17 protein-coding genes and 2 pseudogenes are annotated in these 22391 nt (G+C 57.9%); 8 read left to right on the top strand and 11 right to left on the bottom strand.

The features are described from left to right. The 3 genes and pseudogenes from F0169_RS02505 to F0169_RS02495 form a co-directional block, all read left to right on the top strand. Positions 1 to 269 (top strand): annotated as a pseudogene (locus tag F0169_RS02505) (4'-phosphopantetheinyl transferase); the annotation flags it as partial. A gap of 668 nt (positions 270 to 937) precedes the next feature. Further along, the gene (locus F0169_RS02500) at positions 938 to 1183 is read left to right on the top strand and encodes a hypothetical protein (RefSeq protein ID WP_082649046.1); all 246 of its coding nucleotides are present in this window, start codon (positions 938 to 940) and stop codon (positions 1181 to 1183) included. After that, positions 1180 to 3879 carry a glycoside hydrolase family 3 protein gene (locus tag F0169_RS02495; protein ID WP_172979305.1) on the top strand — a complete coding sequence of 900 codons (2700 nt, stop codon included), beginning with the start codon at positions 1180 to 1182 and terminating at the stop codon, positions 3877 to 3879. The genes F0169_RS02500 and F0169_RS02495 overlap by 4 nt, the downstream gene beginning before the upstream one ends. Positions 3880 to 3895: 16 nt before the next feature. Here F0169_RS02495 and F0169_RS02490 read toward each other — a convergent pair whose 3' ends face one another. Together F0169_RS02490 and F0169_RS02485 are read right to left on the bottom strand one after the other, a co-directional pair. After that, positions 3896 to 4546 carry a TetR/AcrR family transcriptional regulator gene (locus tag F0169_RS02490; protein WP_152745345.1) on the bottom strand — a complete coding sequence of 217 codons (651 nt, stop codon included), beginning with the start codon at positions 4544 to 4546 and terminating at the stop codon, positions 3896 to 3898. A 22-nt stretch (positions 4547 to 4568) separates the two neighbouring features. Further along, positions 4569 to 5930 (bottom strand): MATE family efflux transporter, encoded by a 1362-nt coding sequence (locus tag F0169_RS02485; RefSeq protein ID WP_152745344.1) that lies wholly within the window; start codon positions 5928 to 5930, stop codon positions 4569 to 4571. Positions 5931 to 6119: 189 nt separating this feature from the next. Here F0169_RS02485 and F0169_RS02480 point away from each other — a divergent pair, with 189 nt between their 5' ends. From F0169_RS02480 to F0169_RS02470, 3 genes are all read left to right on the top strand, one after another. Further along, positions 6120 to 6584 carry a thiol-disulfide oxidoreductase DCC family protein gene (locus tag F0169_RS02480; protein ID WP_152745343.1) on the top strand — a complete coding sequence of 155 codons (465 nt, stop codon included), beginning with the start codon at positions 6120 to 6122 and terminating at the stop codon, positions 6582 to 6584. A gap of 103 nt (positions 6585 to 6687) precedes the next feature. Further along, positions 6688 to 7248, top strand: coding sequence for a GTP cyclohydrolase I FolE (folE, locus tag F0169_RS02475; RefSeq protein ID WP_058413464.1), 561 nt, complete (start codon positions 6688 to 6690; stop codon positions 7246 to 7248). Between the two features lie 48 nt (positions 7249 to 7296). Further along, positions 7297 to 8007, top strand: coding sequence for an SDR family NAD(P)-dependent oxidoreductase (locus F0169_RS02470; RefSeq protein ID WP_152745342.1), 711 nt, complete (start codon positions 7297 to 7299; stop codon positions 8005 to 8007). Positions 8008 to 8043: 36 nt separating this feature from the next. Here F0169_RS02470 and F0169_RS28255 read toward each other — a convergent pair whose 3' ends face one another. From F0169_RS28255 to F0169_RS02455, 4 genes and pseudogenes are all read right to left on the bottom strand, one after another. Next, positions 8044 to 8751 carry a methyl-accepting chemotaxis protein gene (locus tag F0169_RS28255; RefSeq protein WP_425274272.1) on the bottom strand — a complete coding sequence of 236 codons (708 nt, stop codon included), beginning with the start codon at positions 8749 to 8751 and terminating at the stop codon, positions 8044 to 8046. Positions 8752 to 9174: 423 nt separating this feature from the next. Further along, positions 9175 to 9684: pseudogene (locus F0169_RS28250) on the bottom strand (MCP four helix bundle domain-containing protein); the annotation flags it as partial. 199 nt (positions 9685 to 9883) lie between these two features. Continuing rightward, positions 9884 to 11368, bottom strand: coding sequence for a chemotaxis protein CheW (locus tag F0169_RS02460; RefSeq protein WP_152745340.1), 1485 nt, complete (start codon positions 11366 to 11368; stop codon positions 9884 to 9886). After that, positions 11365 to 13131, bottom strand: a complete 1767-nt coding sequence (locus F0169_RS02455; RefSeq protein ID WP_152745339.1) for a methyl-accepting chemotaxis protein — start codon at positions 13129 to 13131, stop codon at positions 11365 to 11367. Before F0169_RS02455 ends, F0169_RS02460 begins: the two co-directional genes overlap by 4 nt. A 396-nt stretch (positions 13132 to 13527) precedes the next feature. Between F0169_RS02455 and F0169_RS27650 the strand changes: the two genes are divergently transcribed. Further along, positions 13528 to 13884 (top strand): GAF domain-containing protein, encoded by a 357-nt coding sequence (locus F0169_RS27650; protein ID WP_241679033.1) that lies wholly within the window; start codon positions 13528 to 13530, stop codon positions 13882 to 13884. Between the two features lie 62 nt (positions 13885 to 13946). Beyond that, the gene (locus F0169_RS02450) at positions 13947 to 15311 is read left to right on the top strand and encodes a putative bifunctional diguanylate cyclase/phosphodiesterase (protein ID WP_241679032.1); all 1365 of its coding nucleotides are present in this window, start codon (positions 13947 to 13949) and stop codon (positions 15309 to 15311) included. A 65-nt stretch (positions 15312 to 15376) separates the two neighbouring features. On the opposite strand, the gene F0169_RS02445 is transcribed toward F0169_RS02450, so the two are convergent. The 5 genes from F0169_RS02445 to tssI form a co-directional block, all read right to left on the bottom strand. Continuing rightward, positions 15377 to 17674, bottom strand: a complete 2298-nt coding sequence (locus tag F0169_RS02445) for a lipase family protein (RefSeq protein ID WP_152745338.1) — start codon at positions 17672 to 17674, stop codon at positions 15377 to 15379. Then, the gene (locus tag F0169_RS02440) at positions 17671 to 18465 is read right to left on the bottom strand and encodes a hypothetical protein (RefSeq protein ID WP_152745337.1); all 795 of its coding nucleotides are present in this window, start codon (positions 18463 to 18465) and stop codon (positions 17671 to 17673) included. Before F0169_RS02440 ends, F0169_RS02445 begins: the two co-directional genes overlap by 4 nt. 124 nt (positions 18466 to 18589) lie before the next feature. Beyond that, entirely contained in the window at positions 18590 to 19384 is a 795-nt protein-coding gene (locus F0169_RS02435; protein ID WP_152745336.1) for a hypothetical protein, read from the bottom strand. Further along, the gene (locus tag F0169_RS02430; RefSeq protein WP_152745335.1) at positions 19381 to 20229 is read right to left on the bottom strand and encodes a DUF4123 domain-containing protein; all 849 of its coding nucleotides are present in this window, start codon (positions 20227 to 20229) and stop codon (positions 19381 to 19383) included. Before F0169_RS02430 ends, F0169_RS02435 begins: the two co-directional genes overlap by 4 nt. Then, on the bottom strand, positions 20226 to 22253 hold the full coding sequence (gene tssI, locus F0169_RS02425) for a type VI secretion system tip protein TssI/VgrG (protein WP_152745334.1): 2028 nt from the start codon (positions 22251 to 22253) through the stop codon (positions 20226 to 20228). The genes F0169_RS02430 and tssI overlap by 4 nt, the downstream gene beginning before the upstream one ends. Positions 22254 to 22391 lie beyond the last annotated feature (138 nt).

Genomic DNA, 22391 nt, shown 5'->3' with positions numbered 1-22391 from the left:
GCATGGCGAGCGTGTCCGCGCGAGCAGATTGCCTTGCTGGTGACGCTGACGTTTTCGGCCAAGAAAGCCTGTTCAAAGGCGCTTTACCCGATTGTGCAGAAGCGCTCTACTTTGAGCATGCCGAGGTGGTGGAGTGGTCACACAGCGGCCATGTGCGGCTGCGGTTACTCACAGACCTGTCTGCCGAGTGGTGCCCCGGCACAGAGCTGGCCGCACAATTTGCGGTGAATGGGGAGCAGTTGTTGAGCCTGGTGGCTATTGGCGCCTGATACACCGCTATCGCGAGCAAGCCAGCGCTGATCAAACCAAGCCGAACTCAGTCAACTGTGGGAGCGGGCTTGCTCGCGATTGCGGTGTGTCAGATAAGTATTTTTCAACTGATACTGCGCAATCGCGAGCAAGCCCGCTCCCACCTTCGGCGTACGCGTGTTCCCGCGACACGTTTCGGATTATTCAGTGCATCTAACTGAAACTTGGGCATTGTGTTTGAGCCGTTGCATAAAATATTAAAGACACAACTGCGCACGGCAACTACCGTCTTATTTTCGTCATAAAAAAGTTTTAACAAGCACTAAAAATAGTTAGGGCTTTTCCAGACTGAAAAGCTTAACAGATCACTAAACCTAACAGCAATTAGGTTTATAAAAACGCAATTAATCGCTAAAAAATGCGCAAGTAAAAGCAACATAAATTCAAAATTACGCGATTTTCGGCCATAAAAATCTAAAAAACGCCTAAAACCTTTAGTTCCCCCTCACCAAAAAATCATATCAAGCACGCAAAACCACAGTGCCAGCATTTAATATCCCCGCGTTAAAGAATATTTTATTCCTGCCTGAACTTTTAACTGTCTTCCAGAGACTCATTGCTCGACCGATCGATAGTCTGCGCACTGTTGATCCTTTTTCCGTGCCCACCCCTTAGTCGAGATGCATCGATGAACAGACCCTTATTGTCTTTTTTAAGCGTCGCACTGCTGTGCGCGCCTGGTTGCTATGCCCTGGCGGCCGATTCAACAACGAGTGCCACCGCCGAACAACAGGTTCGGCAACAGGTCGAGGCCCAACGCGATCAACTGAGCGGCGCCGCCAACATTGGCCACGCCAAGCAAACGGGCGCGTCTGCTGTCATTGATGCACCGGTCGACACCGACGACGCACCTGCTCAGGGGCAACGACCATGAGCTTGCCATCCTTCAAGCACGCCGTAGGGCTTAGCCTGCTGGCCTTCGGCATTGCTCAGGCCAACCTTGCACTCGCTGCCGTCACCCCGGCCACGGGGAATGCCGTTGAAGCGCGGGTGAGTTCTATCCTCGACAACATGAACCCGTCGGAAAAGATCAATTTCACGCGGGTTAACGACGGCCACATGATTCCACCGCTGCTCAAGTGGGGCATCAAGGGCACGGTGGCGTATGACTCGTCGATGGGCGTGCACGTCAACAACGCGACGTTTGGTGCGCAGTACCCTTCGCAGTCCGCGCTGGCCGCCACCTGGAGCATCAACCGGGCCAAAGAATTCGGCCTGGCCATCGCCTATGAGACGCGAATCTCGGGCGGGCAACAGATGCTCTCGCCTGGGGTTAACCTGTACCGCACGCCGTACAACGGCCGCTCGGCCGAGTACGTGAGTGGCGAAGACCCGTTCCTCGGCGCGGTGCTCGCACCGGCGATTGTCAACGGTATTCAGGCGCAGGGGATTCAGGCGAGCGGCAAGCATTACCTGGCCAACGAACAGGAAGCCAACCGCCAGGCGGTTAACGTTATCGTCGACGAACGCACCTTGCGCGAGCTGTACCTGCCGGGCTTTGAGTCGATGGTGAAAAACGCCAACGTGGCGTCGATCATGTGCGGCTTTAACAAGATCAATGGCGACTACGCCTGTGAAAACCACCACCTGATTACCGATGTGCTCAAGGGTGAATGGAACTACCAGGGCAGTGTGATCAGCGACTTCAACGCGATTCACAACGCTTTCAAAGGCGCGTGGGCCGGCACCGATATCGACATGCCGTCGGGCCTGCAATTTACCGAAGCCAACCTGCTGCCCTACGTGTGGAGCGGGCAACTGACGCAGAACGTGATTGACGACAAGGTCAAACGCAACCTGCGCGCCATCGTCAGCTATGACTTCCAGGAACACCTCAACACTGCCAAAACGCTCGACCATCCGGAATATGGCCAGCGCGCGTCGTTGAATGCGGCCCGTGAAGGCATCGTGCTGCTGCGCAACGAAAACACCAGCGGCGGCAAGCCGCTGTTGCCGCTGGCGCGCACGGCCAAGATCGCGGTGATTGGTAACTGGGCACACGACGCACCGGCCTCGCCGTTCGGCACCGCCAACTCGCCGCCCAACAGCTACGTGACTGAGCTGAGCGGCTTGCAGCAATTGGCCGCGAACAGCGCCAACGTTACGTACCTGCCGGAGCTGAGCCTCAACCCACAAAGTTCGGCATGGTTGCAGCCAGCCACCGGCAATAACGAGGTCAGCAACGCCGGGGTGAAAGCCGAGTACTACACCAACACAGATTTTTCCGGCTCGCCTGCGGTAACGCGCGTTGAACCTGGCGTGAACCTGGATTGGACCACCGGCACCAACATCACCCAAGCGGGCACGACCGCTGTTGCAGGCTTCAGCCCGAACCCAGGCGCGTTTTCTGCGCGGTTTACCGCCGTCGTGAAACCGACGCTCTCCGGCCCGCAAGTGTTCAAGGTGCGCGCAGACGGCCCGTACAAACTGTGGGTCAACGATGAACTGGTGCTGCAAAGCGACGGCGTGCCGTACTCCGCAGACGTGGTCAACGCCCTCACCACCTCCGGCAAGACGGCCTCACTCAAGGCTGGCAAGTCGTACAGCGTAAAGCTTGAATACCAACGCGTGCAGGGCAACTTTATTCCGGCACTCGGCGGCGTAACCGGCGTGCAAATGAGCTGGGCCGGTCTGCGCCCTGCGCCGGACCTGTCGAAATACGATGCGGTGGTGGTGGCGGTTGGCACCAACTACGAGAATGAAGGCGAAGGTTCCGACCATGGCTACGCGCTGCCCAATCAACAAGCAGAGCTGATCCGGCAAGTCGCCAAGGCCAACCCCAACACGGTCGTAGTGATGCACGGCGGTGGTGTGGCGGATATGCAGCCGTGGGCGAAAAAAGTCGGCGCAACCTTGCAAGCCTGGTTCCCGGGCCAACAAGGCGGGCAGGCGTTGGCCGAGATTCTGTATGGCAAGGTCAACCCGTCGGGCAAGCTGCCGGTGACCATCGACAAGCAGATTGAAGACAACCCGAGCTATGCCTCGTACCCGGACCCGGCCGCCTACCGTGGCGCCAACCCGCTGACCGAAATGACCTACAGCGAAGGCCTGTACATGGGTTATCGCGGCTATGACAAGAAGCACGCGCAGCCGCTTTACCCGTTCGGCTTTGGCCTCTCCTACACCACGTTCGGCTACAGCGACTTGAAGTTGTCGAACAACGTGATGGCGCCGGGTTCGACGGTTGATGTGAGTTTCACCCTGACCAACACTGGCGATAAAGCCGGCTTTGAGGTGGCGCAGCTTTACGTGCAACCGGTGAAACCTGCGGTCGACCGCCCACAAAAAGAACTCAAGGGCTTTACCAAGGTGTACTTGCAGCCTGGCGAGAGCAAGACGGTGAGCATCCCGATCGACTCGCGCTCGCTGGCCTACTACGTCGACAAAACCGACAGCTGGGACGTGGATGCCGGCACGTTCAAGATTCTGGTGGGGGCTGACTCGCAGAACCTGACGCTGAATCGCACCTTGACCACCTTGTTCCCCGAACACCTGACCACCCGCGACAGCAACCCGCTGCCGTTGCCACTGCGCAAAGCGGTGCAGGTCAGCGCTTCACAGACCTACTAAGGTCGCGCATACAGGCTCAGGGATGAGCTTGCATGTCCCTTCCCAAGCGCCGCACATAGCCATCAAAGACGGCCATCACATCGACGTCTTCCGGGCACCTCAGCCACTGAATCTGCAAGCCGTCCATCATCGAAAAGATCTCTTGTGCGACTGCCTTGACGTCTACATCCTGGCGAATCTCACCGGCTTCGATCAACGCGGTCAAATGCCCACGCGCGTGTTGATGCGTCAGGTGAAAACGCTCCTTGTACCAGGACCACGCCGGGTGCGCGTGCGACAAGCTCTCGGTGTTTATCACCAGTGACGCCTGACACTCGGCAGCATCCTGAATGCTGAAGCGCATGCTTTGGCGCAAAAACTTCAGAAAACCCTCCAGCGTCAACTCGATGGTCAATTCGTGAAAGCGTGAAACAACCCGCTCATCCCTGCGCTCCAACAACGCCTTGAGCAGCGCTTCCTTGTTGGCAAAGTGGTGCAGCAAACCCACCGTGGTAATCCCGGCAAGTGCCGCCACATCACGCATCGAAGAACTCGAATAACCATCGCGCGCAAAAATCAGCGTTGCGGCATCGAGCAACGCGGTTCTGCGCATTTCGCCCTTGGGCGCGCGGCGGCGCTTGGGCTGTAGGTCTTCGTCTGATTCGATCCCTGACTCGTCAACTGACATAAATATCCGATAACTGCTGCATTCAACTTTCCCCAGCGCGTGTCGGCTGGGCCCGTCTTGCAAAAAACCTGCGCGCTGCAAGCGATGCGGTAAACGTCGACATCACTGCGATCAGTGCATTGCCGGTCAACATGCCCGGCATCGCCCCGCTGCTGCCGAACAGGTGCGTGGCGCCATACACAAACGGCAGCGTGCCGACGGTTGCGCGCAGCCAGGCGAAGGCTGCCACCAGCCAGGCGCGCCGCATGGTCACGAACACCGCAATCGCCACGAAGTCCAGGCCGATGATTACCCACAGGCCGGCGCCAATCCGGCAGAACGCGAGGAACAGCTCACGCCCCTCGCCTTGCAGGCCGTAGAAGTCGGCAATCATAGCGCATGACGCCAGCAGCACCGCCCAGATCACCACGCCGTAAGCCACCACCAGGCGCCGCGTAAAGGTAATCGCGGCGTTGACCCGCTGGTCCAGCCGGGCACCGATATTCTGGCCAAGCACCGGCGCCAACGCACTCGGCAGGGCAAAAAAAGCGCAAAAGCAAAACTGCATCACCCGGTCCAGCACGGCCATCGCCGCCAGCGCCGATGTGCCGTACACCGACACGCTCGACACCAGGTACGCCAAGCCCACCGGCGTGGCCAGATTCGCCACCATCGCGGGCAGCGCCACACGAAAGATCCGTCGCCCATGCACGCGCAGGCGTTTCAGGCTGACCGATGCTGCCATGCCGATATGCCGTCGCACCCAGCACAGCCCCAGCCCCGCCGACACCAGCGCCGAGAGCGCGTACGCGATACCGGCGCCGTCCAGCCCCAGGCCCAACCCGAAAATAAGCAACGGGTCTGCGACTGCCAGCGTGCCTGCGCCGGACAGCACCAGCCACAGCGCACGCTGGCTGTGGCCAGCGGCCCTGAGCATTTGCGCAGCCATCTGCATGGCCGACTGCAACACGCTGAACGGCAAGGTCAGCCAGATAAAGCGGCGTGCCGCGTCGTACACCTCGGCCTGTGCGCCCAGCCAATGGGTGATCGGCGCCAGCAGCGCCAGTTGCACGGCGGCGCACAGCGCACACACGAGCACCACCCACAGCATCAGGCTGGCGGTGAGTTGAGACTGGGCTTTGCTCGCGCGGTGCCCAATACGCTCGGACAGCACCGAGGCGGCCGCGATAATCAGCCCGTTGGCCAGCGCGCCATTCATAAAAATCAACACCTTGGCGATGCCGACGGCGGCCAGCAACTGCGGTGCGTGCAGCATCGAAACGTAGACCAGGGTGAGGATGTCGACCAGGAACACCGCGAACAGGCTCAAGGCGCTGGTACTCGCCATCACCATCACGTGGCGTGAAACACTGCCTTCGGTAAACCGCGCGCGACTGCTTGCCATTGTTGTCCCCATAGACAGCCGTATGTTGCTCGGATAAAGGTGGCAAGGCATATCGGGCGGCAATTCTAACCAAGCGCAACGCATTGGTCAGCGTTTGATGTTCACGCTGACGGATTGCAAAAAAATCAGCCATTGTCAGCCTGTTTGTTTAGGCCTATCTTGTACAAAACCTATACAAGACAACCAACCATGTACAAGAAAGAGCAATGGCCGCTGACGCTTTACTTTGACGGTGAATGCCCTCTCTGCGCGCGCGAAGTGCAGTTGCTGCGCCGGCGCGCCCTGGACACACGCCTGGTGTTGGTCGACATCAGCCACGCCACATTTGACGCGACGGCATTCGGCTTCACGCTTGAGCAGATGCAGGACTCACTGCACGCAAGGTTCGCCAATGGGCACTGGGTAACCGGCCTGGACGCGACCTTGTGGAGCTGGCGCGCAGCCGGTTTGGGGCGGTGGGCCGCGCCCCTCGCCTGGCGACCGATCAGGCCGTTGCTGACCCTCGGTTATCGCCTGTTCTGCCGCGTACGCCCGCATTTGAACTGGCTGCCTCACCCGGATGGCAGCCGCCGTTGTCGCGATGATGTCTGCGCAGTGCCGCAGCCAAAAAGTGCGCCGGGGCAGCCGACCAACGTGAACACCAAATCACCGTAGAACGCCCGGCGCCGATACCCAATCAAACCAAACGTAACCGGCGCTCGCCCACTGACAAGGGTGGGGCGTCACATCAAGTGCAGCATGGTTTCGAGGAACCCACGTGAACCCATCATTAGCCGAGCATTACCGTGAAATTCTAGTCGGCGTCGGCGAGAACCCCGAGCGCGAAGGGCTGCTGGACACGCCCAAACGTGCAGCCAAAGCCATGCAGTACCTGTGCAACGGCTACACGATGAACCTTGAAGAGGTGATCAACGGGGCGCTGTTCGAATCGTCAAACGATGAAATGGTCATCGTGCGCGACATCGAACTGTATTCGTTGTGCGAACACCACCTGCTGCCCTTCATCGGCAAAGCGCACGTGGCGTATATTCCCACCGGCAAAGTAGTGGGCTTGTCGAAGGTTGCGCGCATCGTCGACATGTTCGCGCGGCGCTTGCAGATACAGGAAAACCTGACCCGGCAAATTGCCGATGCCCTGCAGCACATCACCGGGGCCGCCGGCGTGGCGGTGGTGATTGAAGCCAAGCACATGTGCATGATGATGCGCGGCGTGCAGAAGCAAAACTCAGCGATGATCACCTCGGTGATGCTGGGCGCGTTCCGCGATTCAGCGACCACGCGACACGAATTTTTGCAGCTGATTGAGCGGCGCCCTTAACCGGGCGGCACCTGCTGTTTTGCATCACTGACGCGCCGGAGAAACCCAATGAACGAGACCTTCACGATGAACTCCCTTGGCGAGGGTTACCGTGCGTTGGTGATCGGCGCAAGCGGTGCACTCGGTTCGGCGTTCTGCGAGCTGCTGAAACACGACCCACAGTGCGTGGGTGTGCGTGAACTGGGGCGGCAAACGGTGCCTGAATTGGACCTTGCGAACCCCGAAAGCATCGCCAAGGCGGCTGCAGCACTCGCCGACGAGGCGCCGTACGGGTTGATCGTGCACGCCGCAGGCTTGCTGCACCGTGGCGCAATCAAGCCTGAAAAAACCTACGCCGCCATTGACGAAGAGGCGCTGAAGGCGGTGTTTCAGGTCAACACGTTCGGCCCGGCGCAGGTGTTGCGTCAGTTTCTACCGCTGCTCGCCCCCGCAGGCGCCATGGCGATGCTCTCGGCCAAGGTGGGCAGTATCGGCGATAACCGTTTGGGCGGCTGGTACGCCTACCGCGCCTCGAAAGCGGCGCTGAACATGCTGATTAAAACCGCCGCCATCGAACTCCAACGCACACGCCCACAGAGCCGCTTGCTGAGCCTGCACCCTGGCACGGTTATTTCGGACCTGTCCAAGCCCTTCAGCGGTGCGGCCGCTGCCAGGCCCGCCAGTGTGGCGGCGCGTGAACTGCTGAATTTGATTGACCGCCTGGAGCCCGCCGACAGTGGCAATTTTTTTGCCTATGACGGCGAGCGCCTGCCCTGGTAAGCCACACCTGCCAGCGCGGCAGCGCCGCGGGAAGCCCTACGCGCCTCTGAAAAAGGCCACCTTCTGCGCTAACCGATCAGCCAACTGAGCCAGCTCATTGCTCGCGGTTGCCACCTCTTTGGAGCCGGTTGCCGACTTCACGGTTGAGCCGTGAATGCGCGTTATGTTGTGCGCAACGTCTTCAGCCACCGCTTTTTGCTGGATAGCTGCACTGGCGATTTGCGCGTTCATGTGGTTGATCGCGCCGACCTCTTGGCTGATTTTGGACAACGCACCTTGTGCCTTGCGTGTTTGCGCCACGGTGCTACTGGCCAGCTCGCAACTGTCGCGCATGGTTTGTGCAGCCGTTTCGGTGCCGCTTTGCAACGTACTGATCATGTCGCGAATTTCCTGCGTCGACTGCTGCGTGCGGTTGGCCAGCGAACGCACTTCATCGGCCACCACCGCAAACCCTCTGCCGTGCTCACCGGCACGCGCGGCTTCAATGGCGGCGTTCAACGCCAGCAGGTTGGTTTGCGACGCGATCGAGTTGATCACCTCGATCACCGACTCAATCCGCTCACTGTGCGCAGACACCTGCTCCACCGTGCTGGTGGTGTCGACCAGGGTGTTGGCGAGTTGTTCGATGGCCTGCGTGGTCTCTTCGACCAGACGGTTACCGATCTCAACTTCAGCGTCAGCCAGGCGCGTCGCGTCCGCTGCTTGCGAGGCATAGCCTGCGACCTCAGTCACCGTCGCGGCCATTTGCGTGATGGCCGCTGCCACCTGCTCGGCCTCGCGAGTTTGCAAGCTGATGTGGTCATTGTTGGTCGATGACACGCCGAGCATCTTCGACGACGACTGGCTGACCTCATGGGCCGCAGCGCGCACCTCGGTGATGGTATCCGCCAAGCGGCTGAGCGCGGTTTTCAACACGCCCATCACACTGTTTGGGTAAGCGGTCACAATCGTCTGGTGCAGATCGCCCGCCGCCAGGCGCTGGATAGCCTGAGCGACTTCGGTCGGCTCGGCGCCCAAGGTTGATTTGACGAAGCGAATGATCGACACCGCCAAAATAATGCTCAACAGCAGCGCGATGCCGGTCGCCAGCAGCATCAACCCGCGAAACTGGCTGGCGGTGGCTTGTACCTCACCGAGCTGCGCCTTGATCGACGCCTCTTCATAGTCGATCAGTGCGTTGACGCGCTTCAACCACTCGCTGTAGTCGCCGGACGTTTGTCGCAGCAACATCGCCTGCGCACCCGCAATATCACCGGCGCGACGCAGCGCAATCACCGCCTGCGTAGACGCCAGCGTCTGCTTTTCAATGTCTTTGATGGCACGCAGCATCTGCTGTTCTTCAGGCGTCACGCCGGCGTTGGTGAACAACTGGTCCAAAGGCACTGCCGAATCGGCGTAGGCCCGTTCCAGGCTGGTGACTTCATTCAGGTGCACGTCCAATTGCGCGTCAGTGTTAACCAGCACCGCATCACGAATGGCGATGGCGCGGTTGTGCACACTGCCGCGAAAGTTGATCGCGTAGCGCTGCACCTTCGCCGCATTGTCGCTGACGTGTTCCAGGGTGTTGTCGATAAACCCCACCCGTTGAATACCCACAGCAGTAATCAGGATGAGTAACGAGACGATTGCGGCAAAGCCAAGGCCGATACGCGAGGCCAGGGTGACTGATTTTTTCATGAGGTGCGCTCGCAGATGAACCATTAAGGGCTGGGCCGTGAGATGTCACTAAGCCATCAGCCGATGTGCAATCTACGTCAAGGCAGCGCTCGCGACTAATTAAGATAGATGGCCGAGGCCATAGCTCTCCACTATGAGCTCAGCACTATGAGCTGCCCCTGCGAAATCAACCCGCGCTGCCCGAACCTGAAACGTGTGCTTAGCCGACGCCGCGCTGGGCACCCAGATTGGGGCTGGCCATCTCCAACGCCTTGACCACATTGCGCAGATTGATCAGCGTCATCCAACGGTTCTGATCACCTTTGCCGATGCTGACCAGGCTGCGCACGCGGTCATTCACCGAGCCGCTGCCGTTGATGCTGCGCTCCCAACCGGGCGGGTGCTCAGAGGCCGGGTGAGTAAAGGTTTCTATCGAGTCGGTACGGTTGACCACCAGCCCAAAGCTGTTGAATTCGCCTTTGACCAGCAACACCCGTTCCAGGGCAATGTCGGCAGGCGTGGTGCCTTCGACCAAACTGCTCAGGCACACCAATGGAATCTGCTCGCCACGCAAATTGAAGCTGCCTAACAGGTGGGTTTCAGCTTGCGCAAAACGCACAAAATGCTCGGGCATATCCAGAATTTCCAAAACCTGATCAAGCGGCACCACGAACTGCTGGGCCGCCTGGAATACCAGGCAGGTCTGGTTCATCTGCCCTGTGCGCGATACCGCGGCGCCCTGCCCCGGTGGGCTGGTTTGGTAGATCTTGGCGAAACTGAGCGTCTCGGGCCGTTCCAGCAACGCACGGTGCTCAAGCAACAACGCCTGCTCGCCGTTCTCCACGCCGACCACACCGGCAAACAGCGCCGGTTCGCGTAAGCCGTAAGTGGGCAACGGCAGGATTTCGCTGGCGCGCTTGCGCACAATCGCAATCATCCGGTCATAGATAAGGCCGATGCGATAACCTTCGCGCGAGGTCAATACCAGCAGTTGGTCCTGAGGGCCGGCCGCCGACAAGCGATCAATGCCGAGTACCCGGTTTAGGCTTAACGCAGGTACATCAACACCACGCCGATTGGCGACGCCCAGGCAGTAATCGCCGCCCAATTTGCTGGGCAGCATGTCTGGCTGGTCGACCAGTTCGGTGATGGCTTTGGCATCGACGGCGAAGCGTTTTGCATCGCACTCAAACACCAGCAAGTGGTGCAACTCATGCGACTGATCCTGCACGCGTGCCACGCGGTCATTATCGGCAGCCCGCGCGGTCAGCACCTGCGGCAAGCAGGCCAGCGCTGCCAGGTCGAGCAGGTAAATCATCCGCTCATCGTCGAGCAACGCGAGTTCCGGCAGCAGCGCCACCGACGTGCCCTCCCCGCCAAGCCGGCAGCGGTCGCGCGCCTCTATCTTCATCACATCGCTGACCCCGCTGACGGCAATGCCCAGGCGTTGGCCTTGATGATTGACGATGGCGACCATGTGGGTTGGCTCGCACTGCTCGGGCGCATAATCACCCAGCAGTGAGCGCAGTTCGATCAACGGCAGCGCCTTGCCGCGCAGGCTGAACATCCCAAGCAACGCAGCGTTTTGCAGCGGATGCGGCTGCAACCGGGGCGGCCAATTGATGACCTGCTCCAGTGCCTGCGCGTCCACCGCAATTTCCAACCCGGCGAGCTTGAGTACTCCAAACGCCCGGGAGTCACTCATGGCCTGTCAACCTGGCCCGCCGTGTTCAGGCCTTTGCCCAACCCGGTGGCTAACTTGATATGGTTGAGTTCGCCGATCAGTTCAGACACCTGCTCAGCCAGGTGCTGTTGCTCGTGGGTTGCCGCACCGATGGTGGCCATCGCCCCATTGGTGCGCTCGACGCCGGCCACAATGCGCTCGAACGCACTGCCGGCACTGCGCGAAATCTCGCTGCCGGAGTTGATACGGCGCACTGTTTCCTGAATCAACTTGTTGATTTGCGTGGTGGCTTGCGAAGACTTTTCAGCGAGTTTGCGCACCTCATCGGCGACCACCGAGAAGCCCAACCCATGCTCACCCGCACGCGCCGCCTCAATGGCTGCGTTGAAGGCCAGCATGTTGGTCTGACCGGCGATCGTGCTGATCACCGCGATGATCTCTTGAATATCTTCTGCGGATTTACCGATGGTATCCATCGCCGATGACGCCTCGTTGAGCGTCTGTGAACCGCGCTGGGCTTCATCCTGGGTGATGCGCGCCTGATCGTTGGCATCACCGGTGGTTTTGACCACCTCGGTAATCGCCGCCATCAGGCGCGTGACCGATTCGTCCATGGCCCGCGTCTTGGCTTCGATGGCTTCCTCAAGCTCAACCTGAGCGGTGATGTCGGTGGCAAACTTGACCACCTTGTACGGTTGCCCCGCCGCATCGAATACCGGGTTGTAGGTCGCCTGAATCCAAATATTCTGACCGTACTTACTGATGCGCTTGAAGCGCCCGTTGAAGAATTTGCCACTGCTCAGCGCGCTCCAGAATTCACGGTAAGCGGTGGTCTTGACGTATTCAGGCTCGCAAAAAAGTGCGTGGTGCTGGTTTTTCAACTCTTCCAGGCGGTAGCCCAACAGCCCCAGAAAGTTTTCGTTGGCCGAGAGAATGTTGCCGCTCAGGTCAAACTCGATCACGCCTTGCGCACGGTTGATGGCGTTGACCTTGCCTTCGTGCTCCATGGTGCGCAGTTTGGTGTCGGTGACATCGGTGGCGAACTTCACAATCTTGTACGTATTACCCTGGGCATCAAGAATCGGGTTGTAGGACGCTTGAATCCACACATCGCGGCCGTCCTTGCTCAGACGCTTGTACTCGTTGGAGTCGTATTCGCCCCTGGCGAGCTTCTCCCAAAACTCGCGGTAAGCGTGCGAGCTTGCGTGTTCGGGGTCACAAAACATCCGGTGGTGTTGGCCGACAACCTCTTCAAGGGTGTACCCCATCGCCGCCAAAAACTTGTTATTGGCGCTCAGCACATAGCCGTCAGGCGTGAACTCGATCAACGCCTGCGAACGCTCGATCGCGGCGATCTTGCTTTCCCACTCAGCGTTGCGGTTACGCACTTCGGTCACATCACTGGCGAATTTGACGATTTTGAACGGTTTGCCGTTGTTGTCCATGACCGGGTTGTACGTCGCTTGCAACCACACCTGCCGCCCGTCCTTGGCTTGGCGCTGGTACTGCCCGGCGTCAAATTTGCCGGTGCCCAGCTTCTCCCAGAACATCAGGTATTCCTTGCTGGTCGCGTAGTCCGGCATGCAAAAAAGGCGATGATGACGGCCGCGAATTTCGTCGAGCTCGTAACCCATGCACTCAAGAAAATTTTGATTGGCATACAGGACGTTGCCCTGCAAATCGAATTCGATGACCGCTTGGGAACGGTCGATGGCGCTCAGCAGGGAGTTCAGGTCAGCGCCGGATTGGACCAGGTCGGCAGCAGGGTTAAGTCGGTCGTTCATGGGTAGATCCGCAATGTAGATTAAGTGGGCGGGACTCCTTCCCTGAAAGTGATGGCGTCGTCCAAGGCAATGTCTTGCGCGAGCTCAACGTCCCCGGCTAACCGAAGCGCGCAATCAGCGTTTCAGCTTAAGCATCGGCGGGTGATGCTATGAACTTTAGGAAAACCTGTACAATTTTTTATTTCTGTACAGGAAAGGAACTTTTTGACAATGATGGATGGCGCTTTGCCGCTATGCGAAAGGCTCAATACGCTCGTAGCCTGACGTCTAACGCTGGGCGGGCAGGCACCGGCGATTTACGCGCCTCAGGCTATCCGGGGAATAGAAAAAATAACATCATAGTAGTGGCCCTGTCTGATACCGTGTAATGAGAACCACACCACTGCGAGAACTATCATGGGCGAAGGCGCTCCCATTCCGGCGAATGAAGCTGAACGACTAAAACAAGTCGAAAAATACTGTCACGTTGACGCCGACGATGATGAAGTCTTCGACAAAATCGTCCAGATGACCTCTGCTTACTTCAGCGCTCCCATCGCCTTGATCTCTATCGTTGATCGACACCAGCAATGGTTCCGCGCGCGCGTGGGCATTAAAGAAACTCAGACGCCCAGAGCCGTTTCGTTTTGCGCCTACTCGACGTTGGATAACACGCAACTGGAGGTATTGGACGCGACACGTGACCCGCGCTTTAAAAACAACCCGCTGGTTACCGGCCCGCCGTATATCCGTTATTACGCGGCGCGCCACTGATTACCGAAGAAGGTTTTACGCTGGGCAGCCTGTGCATCATTGACACGCTTGCGCGCCCGGCCATGACTGAGCGTGACATGGCGATGCTCAACAGCTTCGCCGAACTGGTGATGATGCGCATCCGTGGTGTGCGCTCCCGAAACTTCGTGGATCAACCCACTGGGCTGTTTAATCGGCTGCGGCTTGAGGAAGACATACGTCAAACCCTACAGATTAATGACGTATGCCAGATCTATGCCGTTGACGTTATAACCCCCAAGCTGCTCAACGACATCGTGAAAGCGCTGGGTTACAGTTTCGCGGAAGAGCTGATTTTGGCGATAAAATCTCGCCTGCAAACGCTCTTACCCAGCCAGTGCGTGTTGTATAAAATCAGTTCAACGCGGTTTGGTTTTATTCTTAAGGATAACCAGACCGCCCGGCATATCTGCGAAAGTATTCTGAGCAACTTCAAACAGCCAGTCGCATGCCACGGCATCCCTATTCCGCTGCAAGTGGGTATTGGTGTTCTACCGGTTCTGACCTCGCAGGACCCGCAGCAAGATTGGGTACGCCTGGTGGTCAGCGCGGCAGATGAAGCCCGCGATCGCCAGTTGGGCTGGTCGCTGTATGAGCCGCAGTTCGATGCCGCGCAACAACGCGCCTTGATGTTGTTGAGTTCATTGCCGGAGGCGGTCAGTTCGGACAAACAGTTCAGCCTCGTGTATCAGCCAAAAATCAACCTGCCCTCAGGCAGTTGTCAGTCGGTAGAGGCGTTAATACGCTGGACTCACCCATTACTTGGCAATATCAGCCCTGCTGAATTCATACCGCTGGCTGAAAAAACCGCCTTGATACCTTCCGTTGGCTTGTGGGTGCTCAATGCAACAGTCCAACAAGCGATCGCCTGGAAAGCCCGCGGCCTGCGCCTGCGCATCGCCATGAACATTGCCGTCAGCGACCTGGAAAGTACCGAATTCGTCGACACGCTGCTTAATCAAATCGACACACACGGCCTGGACCCGGCAAGTTTTGAACTTGAGTTCACTGAACGCATGCTCATGATCAACCCTGACGAGATCATCCGGCAACTCAAGCGTGTCCGCGAGGTTGGCGTAGAAGTGGCCGTGGATGACTTCGGCACCGGCTACAGCAACTGGGCCTATTTGAAAGAGCTCCCCGCCAATACCGTCAAACTTGACCAATCGCTGATCAGTGGTCTGGGCACTAACACCAATGACAAGCAACTGGTTAAAACCCTGATTGGGCTGGCGAAGGGGCTGGGCTACCAAGTGGTTGCCGAGGGCGTAGAAAGTCAGAAAATTCTTAATCTGCTAACGCAGTGGGGCTGTTCAGAGGCGCAGGGTTACTTGATAGCCAAACCGATGAGTGCAACGGCGTTGGAAGCGTGGATAGAACAGGGAAGCTTTGGCGGGCAGGTCAAGTAGGGCCGGCCCGGCGTAACGTCTATGTTGATGCGCGTACTCGCGCAGTTGTTAACGTTTGGCTGAAGCTAGGTAAACGAATCAATATCCAGCGTGTAGGGCGCACCAGGCACAAAGGCTCCGGTAATGGCGGCTATCGCCCGCTCATTGTCTTCGGCCGACGGAGGGGCCATTGCCAGTTGTTCTTCGGTGCTGTTCTGCGGGTGCGCGTTCCAGCGAGGCAAGTCGTTCTCTATCAGTTCGCGGGTGCCGGCGAACACACCATACACGTGGGCTTCGGTGATACGCTCACGTCGTAAGGAACACAGGCGCGTGCGTGTTGCCAGTATGTTGTCTGCTTCCCTCTGAAGCGCATCGATAATTCCGGCGCTACCACTTCTATAGCGTTCAGGCCTTGCAGCATGCCGCATCTCAAGGTCGAGAATTTGCCGCTTGGCATTCTTCAATGACTCATCCACTTGGTAGAACTCATCTTCAGTCACCAACGAACGATTGGACAGGTGCGCTTGCTGCCAGCGACGCAGGCTGGCCCAGCAGTTTGGAATGTAGCTATGCACCATTTTGTGGTCGGCATTATCAATCACTTGCCGCAGGAATGAACCGCGATCCGGCAAGCCGTCTATAGCTTTTAACGCGACAGCGCAGCCGTGGTCGTTGATGGTGCTGCAACCCGGCTTCCAGAGCAGCGAGGACTTGAGGCGGGCGCTAAAGTAGACCGGCATGAAGTGGCGCAGCGTACCGTGGTGAGTGAAGGGTTCACCGGTCATGTTAATCATGCCCAGTGCAAACCACGACAAGCCCAGCGCAGGGTTCACTACCGTCACGACGCCTTGTCCGGCGTACTGGCGCTGGGTGGACGTGTTCATCCAGGTCGATGGCACGCTGGGCACCGGATCGTTTTGATTGACGATGCGGTGGTGCGTCAGGGGCTTGGCTGCTTCTACGAAGGTGCTGTCACCGGCGCGTGGGGCGCCGTAGGTGTAGAGCACAATGTCTGCTGCATAGCGTTTATCACGTCGCAGCATTTCAGACACTATCAGCGCAATTGCGCCGCCCAGACTGTGCCCGGTAATGACCAGTTTTTGTCCGCTGTAAAACTTGTCCAGATAGCTGACCGCAAAATCATAGGCTACCTTGGCCGCATCATAAAATCCGTTATGCACCTTGCCCTCCCCTTGCTCAAAGGGCACCTGATTGGCATCCATGTCGCGCAAAGCATCATCCACACTAGCGGTGCCGCGTATCGAGATCAGAATCAGCGCATCGTGGTGAGTGATGAAGGCCTGAGTATCGGTAACTGCGCGGTCATCCAACGAGTGAATGCTCGCTGGATTTTCCTGTTTTTCACCCAAGTTGGGGTTATTCACTTCCGAGTACAGTTCGGGGTCAAAAGGTACGACCTCCAGACGCTTGGAGTACGGCACCTCCTCATACAAAGGGTAATAGGTTTTCCCGCCAGCCTGCGCCGCATCCACCTGCCAAAGCTCTTCAAACTTTGCGAGCGCGTCAGCAAACCAATTACCAATACTCGGCTGCAGCGGAAAACTTACGGTGTCGGTTTCTACCGGATGAGCGCTGGGGTGTTGCGCAAAGTCGCTGTAACTCAGTGTCGACATCAGCGCCAGTTGGTAGAGGTTAAGCGCGCAAAAATCATTGCTCGGCGAAAGCATGGGCCGCAAGGCGCGCAATGGACGAACCTCCAGCACGGTGTGCTGGTCCGGCATCAGGGCAACGCCCCTTGGCGGGCGTGAAGACAGCGTAAACCCTGGCCCTGACATGGCCAAATCGTACTGCGTGACACCAGTGCTACTGCCGCCCTGTTTGAACTTAAAGTTTCTTACCTCAGATTCCTGCCTGAACAACGAAAATACATGGGGATTGGGTGGGAAATGACGTGCCACTATGGGTGGCAGGTGCGCCCAGTGGTCAACCAGTTCACGCACTTCAACCTGGTAAAAGGTGTTCGCGTTGCTCTGGGCCGGATTGGTATGTGTGCGGGCACCAGATTTATTGAGAAAACGGGTTTTCTCGGCGCGTACTTGGAGTTCGGTGATGGGCAATGGGTAGTGCTTACGTTCTTTTAAACGCACATAGGTCTTTTCCAGTCCTTCGTAGGGCTGATTAAGTTTCAACGCCACAGGGCCACTATAGTGGTTAGCAACTACGCCGGCGCCGTTGGCATCCAGTTTGCCGCTGTAAACCACATCCTCGTAGTCGGTCACCACATACGCTAAACCGGCATAGGGTTTGCCATCGCCCAGTTCATCCACTAATTGGAAACTGGTCGAGTGCCCGCGTACTGGGCAGGCATGAATACGGCCGCTGAAGAACGCTTTGTCACTGTCTTCCAGGCGCATAAGACTCATGGGGTCACCTCTTTGTTTTCGTTACAGCCTGGATAAATAGTGCAACTGCGGCCATCGGGCATTTTGAATGTGCTGAAATCAGTGTGATTACCAAAGCAAAATGCGTCCTGATCTTCAAAACTGTCGCCCATGCAACGCTTCCAACCTCCAGGTACATGGACCCAGGTATCACCCATGTAAGGTTCTTCCTCATCAGCCAGCTTGATATTTAGTTTCACGGTTTTACCCGGTAGCTGATCAAGGGTGTACGCAGCAAACGGACGACCTTTGGTGACATTGCCTTGGGCGTCGGTACTTTTGCAGTAGAGAATTTTGGTTATGTAACGCTTGGGACCAATCGTGCGGAAAAACCACTGACACTGTCCGGAAAACTGGCTTTCGCCAGCGGCACTGAAGGTGCGCTTGTCGTCAGCGTTGAGGTGATCGCGTACGGCGATAAACCCGGAGTCACCGCCGAAATCACCTCGGTCCTTCCAGTAGGCCGCTTTGATCTCTAGCTCTATCCCATTAATAACCAACTCACAGCCTTTGCGGGTGCGGCGTATTTCAATCTGCGCATCAGGCTTGTATTCAGTCCGCCATTCGCGGTTGAACTGCTGTTTCAAATTGTCACGTCTGCCTAGGTCGCAGGACTGGCCGGGAACGGGCACGTAGCTCACGGAGGCGACATAGGCAAACCCCGGAGGCAAGTCAGCGGTGAACGTGAAGGTGTTGGACTTTTCGCTGACAGAGCAGCCCACGCTCAGGGCCAGGCAACTGCCCAGGACTAAATGGCGCATGACGGGTTTCATACGGGGGCATCTCCCTGCCGATACAGTGTTTTCCTGATAAACCCGATCAACGTGCACTTGCGGGTTGGGGCACAAACAAGGCCGTCAAATAACGCTTTGTTATTGTCTTTAAGGGCTGCGAGGCTCATGGGGTTACCTCTTTGTTTTCGGTACAGCCGGGATAAATAGTGCAACTGCGGCCATCCGGCATTTTGAAACTGCTGAAGTCTCTGTAATTGCCGTAGCAAAACGCATATTGATCTTCAAAGTTGTCGCCCATGCAGCGCTTCCAACCTCCGGGCACCTTGACCCACGTATCGCCGACAGCTGGTTTTTCTAAATCAGCCAGCTTGATCTTCAGCTTCACGGTTTTACCCGGTAGCTGATCGAGGGTGTACGCAGCAAACGGACGACCTTTGGTGACATTGCCTTGGGCGTCGGTACTTTTGCAGTAGAGAATTTTGGTTATGTAACGCTTGGGACCAATCGTGCGGAAAAACCACTGACACTGTCCGGAAAACTGGCTTTCGCCAGCGACACTGAAGGTGCGCTTGTCGTCAGCGTTGAGGTGATCGCGTACGGCGATAAACCCGGAGTCACCGCCGGATTCTCCGATGTCTTTCCCGTAGGCAGCGTTGATCTCAAGCTCTATGCTGCTAATAACCAACTCACAGCCCTTGCGGGTGCGGCGTATTTCAATCTGCGAATCAGGCTTGTATTCACGCCACCATTCGCGGTTGAACTGCTTTCTCAAGTTGTCACGCCTACCGAGGTTGCAGGATTGGCCGGGGACGGGCACGTAGCTCACGGAGGCGACATAGGCAAACCCCGGAGGCAAGTCGGCGGTAAACGTGAAGGTGTTAGACTTTTCGCTGGCAGAGCAGCCCACGCTAAGGGCCAGGCAACTGCCAAGGGCTAAATGGCGAATGACGCGCTTCATAAAGGCCCATCCCCCTGCCAATACAGCGCTTCCTGATAAACCCGGTCAACATGCGCTTGCGGTGTTTCGTTTGGCCGGGGAAGCCAGGTCTTGGGCGCGGTGTAGTCCGGCGTGAGTACGCTTTGCGTCAGCAAAAAGTGAAGGGTGTGAGGTTCCTGCCAGCCCCATGTATGCGCCAAGTCGAGCTGGCCGCGCAGCCAGCTATCGATGTCTTGCTGCCGGGCCAGGTCGAGCAGGCGGCCGATGTGTTTGCGCGCCAGGTAACGCCGCGCATTGTCGAACTGCAGGCTTTTGACGGTAGCTTCGGGCGTTGGGGTATGGCACCAGGCGGGGTCTGCCGGCAGCGGATGAATACCGGGGTTTGGGTTATCGGTAACCGCCCACTGCCCGGCCTGCCAGTAACACACGCTGGTGATGAGGCCCAGGTAGTCCGGGCGCTGCTCGGGGTGTAAACAGGCCAGTGCGCGCCCCAACACTCGGTTGTCGTGAAAGCGATAAAGCGCCTGGTTCGGCCGCTCCCCCGTCACCAGGCGTTCTTGCCAATGGGTGGTCAAGGCATCAAGGTCAGCGCTTGCCGCACTGGCAAGCCAGCCCCAGTGACGCTCAGGTGTATCGAGGAGTGCCCGAAGGGCCGGATGGCCTGTATTGCCCAAGTGAAAGAGGTAAGGTGCGACGTTCGCCAATGACTCGGCAGGTGTGCCGATGTACAGATTGCGGTACTGGTCGACGCCACGCTCGCAAGCCAACGCAGTGCGTTCTTCAAGCTGGCCGTGGGTGTCGAGTACCAGGTAGAGGTGGCGCCCCTGCTGGCGCTGCTCTTGCAACCATTGCTCAAGCACACTCATGCGGACTCTCCAATGTTGCACAGGCCAGCAACACAGGCCTCGCAGAGCGGGCAGTGGTCCGCCGCTTGCTGTTTAACGGCAGCCAGAATGGACGGCGGGTTAGCGATAAACGCTTGTGGTGCGCTGGCAAACGCCTGTGCGGCTTGAAGCGCAGGAACCCCTGCCACCGGCGCGCCGCCCTGAACAATAGGCACGCTGCTGAAAATGCCGCCCGCGGTGATGAGCAGGTGTTGCCCGCCGGCGCTGAGCGTCAGGCTCACGCCTGCGTTTATCACCACGTTGGCGGCGGTGAGATGCGCTTGTGTGCCGGCCTGAATCACCAGCGTACCGCCTGCCATTGTGCTGCTGTTGCCGGTAATGCTGAGCCGTTCATTACCACCGATAGCGGTGTTACGCAGACCTTGGGTGGTGTGCAGTTCATCGCCCTGGATCACGCTGGAACTGTTGCTGCCCACCTGTTCAAAGCGGTCATTACCGACCTTGATGTCGCTGTCATTGAGGATCACTTGTTCGATGTCGCGTTGAGCATGCAGGTAGATTTTTTCCTGCCCTGCCCGATCTTCAATCGACAGTTCGTTGTAACCACCACTGCGCGGCGAGCTATGGCTGCGCAGCACGCTTTTGGTCTTGTTCGCCGGTAATGGGTACGGCACCGGCGTGACCTTGTTGGGCACGCAACCGGTAATCAGCGGATGGTCGGGGTCGCCTTCCAAAAAGGTCACCACCACTTCCATGCCCACGCGCGGAATGGTCACGGCACCGAAGCTGTCGCCCGCCCAGCTCGACGAGACCCGCAGCCAGCAACTGCTTTTGTCACTGTTCAATTCGGCTCGGTCCCAAAAAAATTGGGCTTTTACACGCCCCAGATCGTCACAAAAAATGTCGTCTCCGGCGGGTCCGGTGACACGAGCGGTCTGGCTGACCATCGGCGATTTGCGCGTGACCAAGGGTGGCCGGTACACCGCATCCCACGGAATCGCAGTGAAGGTATTGCGGTAACCCTGCGTAAAACCGTCTTCGGGTTTAACCTCAGTGGTGGCTGCCTCCTCAAGTGATTGAGGTTGTTTGCCTGTGTGCGTCACGCTGAGCAACAGCCACAACGCGTTGCACGATTGGCGCGGGTGTTCCGTCAGGTCAAAGAAGTGGCCACTGCGCAGGATCGGTTGATCGCTCTGGCCCTCGGCCAACTGGTAGTCGGCACGGTGTCGCTCCAGCGCCTGTTGGGCGAGCTGCTTGCCGAGTTTTTCATGCTCGATCAGCGCCGGGTAACGGTAGTCTTCGAGTGCAGGGCTAAACTCGACGGCCGCTCGGCTTTGCCGCAGCAGGCTTGGGCGCTTTAAATCATAGCCGCGACGCGTGACCTTGCTGGTTCGGCTACTGAAACGCGTGGAGAACTGGCTGACGACCGGGTAATCCGCCACCAGGCCAGCGTCCTGCTGATACGGGGTTGCCCCCAGCAAGGGGAAGCAGGCCTGATTGTCGGTGAACAGCAACTGATGGCCATGTTGGCTGTGCTGGTGGTGCCACGAAATCCCTTCCTCACTGCACAACCTGCTGATGAAATCGAAGTCACTTTCAGCGTATTGCGTGCAGTACTCTCGCTCTACAGCGCTGCGGACATGGAAGGTGTACACATCAGCCTGGATGCCGTGGCCGTTGAGCACTTGGGCGACAATCTGCGGCACCGTCAGGTGTTGGAAGATGCGGTGGTTGTGGCTGAACTGCAGATAGTGCAGCGCGGGCACTAACGTCAGTTGATACCGGCTCAGGCGTTTACCGGCCTCACCTGCCAACACATCTTCAATATGCCCATGAATACCTTCGCCATTAAGGCCGAACTGCAAGAAGGCGGGTTGGCTGAGCAGGCTCCCAAGATCGAAGTCCGGCGCCTCGCTGACGAGCTCAATCTTAATCGCGTACAAGGTGCTGATCGCTTCAGTGCCGTGAAAGGCCAGCACCTTGAAATCGTTGCTAACGGACGGGATTAACAACGCGAAGTGCGCAGCATTGGCTGACGCGAACATACGCTTATCCTTAACCTGAAAAGTGCAAGAAAAACGCGACGCCCAAGCCAGTCACCGGACACGCTCAATTTTCAAGGCAAGCTAACAAAGCGATAAAAAAAATGATGTAGGACGGGTCCCAAACTTAGCGCGACTCCC

Source organism: Pseudomonas kitaguniensis (assembly GCF_009296165.1).
Taxonomy (GTDB): Bacteria; Pseudomonadota; Gammaproteobacteria; order Pseudomonadales; family Pseudomonadaceae; genus Aquipseudomonas; species Aquipseudomonas kitaguniensis.
This window is presented reverse-complemented; position numbering and strand designations above follow the sequence as displayed.